Source organism: Sulfitobacter sp. 1A13353, from assembly GCF_043557255.1.
In the GTDB taxonomy this organism is placed as follows: domain Bacteria; phylum Pseudomonadota; class Alphaproteobacteria; order Rhodobacterales; family Rhodobacteraceae; genus Sulfitobacter; species Sulfitobacter faviae.
Genome location: NZ_JBIFFS010000021.1, coordinates 1 through 2,930, shown reverse-complemented (window position 1 = coordinate 2,930; position 2,930 = coordinate 1). Strand labels below are relative to the sequence as shown.

The window sequence follows — 2,930 nt, the reverse complement described above, 5'->3', positions numbered from 1 at the left end:
TGCGCATTCCAACGCATTCTAACCACACTCATGGCTCGGCTGGTCCCCGTTCGCTCGCCGCTACTAGGGGAGTATCAATTGATTTCCTTTCCTCCGGGTACTTAGATGTTTCAGTTCCCCGGGTTTGCCTTTTTAAGCCTATATATTCAGCCTAAAAATACCTGGTCTTGCTCATTATTAACTGCGCCGCTGCCTGCCCCAGTGCCGATCCGAAGGATCGGTGTACCGACCAAAGGTCGGCGCGGAGCGGACATTGCGAAGCAATAATAACAAACAATCAGGTGGGTTGCCCCATTCAGAAATCCATGGATCAAAGCTTATTCTCAGCTCCCCATGGCTTATCGCAGAGTATCACGTCTTTCATCGCCTCTTACTGCCAAGGCATTCACCAAACGCCCTTTTCGCGCTTGATTTGATCCAGAAAAAGCAAGACCTAGCGCCTCGCGCGAAGATCAGAAGCTGGTAAGAAACTGACCCTCTTATTCTGCATCAAAAGCATACTTTACCCGCCCAGACTGTCGTCTGGACAATGAGCGATGCAGATAGCGAACCGTCCGTGCAGGAGGCCCGCGTCATCGCTCTGGTTAGTGTACTTGACTTGGACAACATATTCGTTTCAGCCGCGATATGCCTGAAAGACCGAGGAAACAGCCCGTCAAACAACGGCCCCGAAGGGCAGCAACTGAGATCATCACCTAACGCGGTGAGATCAAACATGTTGTTAGTATCTCTCTTTACGATGTCAATCACGTGCATCCGAAGAATGTCACGCTACCGTCCAGATTGGACGAGCAAAAGCGCCGTAGCGCTCTTGCTGATCTAATCTATCAGCAGTTTTCGAACCACTTTGGGAGGGTCGTCCGAAACGGGAACTTTACCGATCTGGCACGCAGCACGTTAAGCTTCTCATCTCGAACCGGATCGCGCTTGATCCGCCGATAGGCGCGCCTTTCGGCTAAGGGCCAGTCCAGCTCGTTCAGCTCGCGAAAAGCGTCGTAAAAGCGGGAGGCATCTTGATCTGCCTGCGCCCAAGCTTTACCGGGAAGACCTTTGCTACCAGCGTTTCCAATTAGCGTCCGATGCTGGTTTGCATCGATCAGCGCAGCGCTGTTCGCATATTTGAGATGAACCAAATAAACACCTTTGGGAAAGGTGAATGACGTGTCGTCCAATCGCTCGGGGGCAGTTTGAATGCCATGGCGCACCAAATGCGTTCCACGCCGAACCGCCCAAGCTTTGCTGTAGTGCCCGGAGAAATGCGCCTCACGCCTGTAGTGCAGGACGTGAGCCTCCGCAGTTAGCGTAGGATCGCCCTCCATTTCAGCGAGGTTCACTCCCAAAGCAAAGAGTGCAGATACTCCCTTGCGCGAGGCGAACAGGTCGCTGAAATTTGCGTAACGTTCCGGGTCGAAACAAATCAGTTCATCCGCATCCGTGCGGATAACCCAGTCGTATAGCGCACCCAATCCGTCCTGAAGGCCGTTCAGCAGGTGTCCACGAACCCGATCGAAACCAGTCAGATCACCCCGCGGCACCGTGATCACATTCGCCCGTGGGCAAAGCTCAGAAACCTTGGGATCACGACCATGGGCCACGATATAGAGATGTTCCGAACCTAGGTGCCGTGAGTAATGCGCGTACCATTGTGATAACGCCCAATAATCTCGGTAAACCATTGTGATCGCACAAATTTTCATGCCTTCTTTTAATCAGCACGGATCAAAGGCGGCAAGAGAATTCATGGTGGAGCCTAGGAGGATCGAACTCCTGACCTCCTGAATGCAAATCAGGCGCTCTCCCAGCTGAGCTAAGGCCCCAAAGGGATCTGCAACTGCAGAAGCGATGGTGGGTCGAGGAGGACTTGAACCTCCGACCTCACGCTTATCAGGCGTGCGCTCTAACCACCTGAGCTACCGACCCATACGGGCGGTAGCCCGTGTTCTATTGTCTGAAGAGATATGAGGACGGCTCGGTTCTATATATTGACCGGCTTTGTTTGCCGACCTGCTAAGTGGTCCATGAGATGAGCAAGCTCATCTGGCTAGGAACATCCTTAGAAAGGAGGTGATCCAGCCGCAGGTTCCCCTACGGCTACCTTGTTACGACTTCACCCCAGTCGCTGATCCTACCGTGGTCCGCTGCCCCCAAAAGGTTAGCGCACGGCCGTCGGGTAGAACCAACTCCCATGGTGTGACGGGCGGTGTGTACAAGGCCCGGGAACGTATTCACCGTGGCATGCTGTTCCACGATTACTAGCGATTCCGACTTCATGGGGTCGAGTTGCAGACCCCAATCCGAACTGAGACAGCTTTTGGGGATTAACCCATTGTCACTGCCATTGTAGCACGTGTGTAGCCCAACCCGTAAGGGCCATGAGGACTTGACGTCATCCACACCTTCCTCCCGCTTATCACGGGCAGTTTCCTTAGAGTGCCCAGCCGAACTGCTGGCAACTAAGGATGTGGGTTGCGCTCGTTGCCGGACTTAACCGAACATCTCACGACACGAGCTGACGACAGCCATGCAGCACCTGTCACTGCGTCCCCGAAGGGAACGTCCGATCTCTCGGAGTGGCACAGGATGTCAAGGGTTGGTAAGGTTCTGCGCGTTGCTTCGAATTAAACCACATGCTCCACCGCTTGTGCGGGCCCCCGTCAATTCCTTTGAGTTTTAATCTTGCGACCGTACTCCCCAGGCGGAATGCTTAATCCGTTAGGTGTGTCACCGAACAGTATACTGCCCGACGACTGGCATTCATCGTTTACGGTGTGGACTACCAGGGTATCTAATCCTGTTTGCTCCCCACACTTTCGCACCTCAGCGTCAGTATCGAGCCAGTGAGCCGCCTTCGCCACTGGTGTTCCTCCAAATATCTACGAATTTCACCTCTACACTTGGAATTCCACTCACCTCTCTCGAACTCTAGACTG

Annotated in this window: 1 protein-coding gene, 2 tRNA genes and 2 rRNA genes; all 5 read right to left on the bottom strand. The window is 53.6% G+C overall.

Annotation, left to right across the window (positions count from 1 at the left end; all coding sequences use genetic code 11):
* Positions 1-413, bottom strand: a 23S ribosomal RNA gene (locus tag ACGYLO_RS22040); the annotation flags it as partial.
* A 414-nt stretch (positions 414-827) separates the two neighbouring features.
* Positions 828-1,697, bottom strand: a complete 870-nt coding sequence (locus ACGYLO_RS22035) for a glycosyltransferase family 2 protein (protein ID WP_271688909.1) — start codon at positions 1,695-1,697, stop codon at positions 828-830.
* Positions 1,698-1,741: 44 nt separating this feature from the next.
* A tRNA-Ala gene (locus ACGYLO_RS22030) sits at positions 1,742-1,817 on the bottom strand.
* A 26-nt stretch (positions 1,818-1,843) separates the two neighbouring features.
* A tRNA-Ile gene (locus ACGYLO_RS22025) sits at positions 1,844-1,920 on the bottom strand.
* Between the two features lie 137 nt (positions 1,921-2,057).
* Positions 2,058-2,930: ribosomal RNA gene (locus ACGYLO_RS22020) — 16S ribosomal RNA — on the bottom strand; the annotation flags it as partial.

Coding starts and splice junctions, on each gene's coding strand:
- ACGYLO_RS22035 (WP_271688909.1), bottom strand. CDS start 1,697: ATGAAAATTTGTGCGATCACAATGGTTTACCGAGATTATTGGGCGTTA.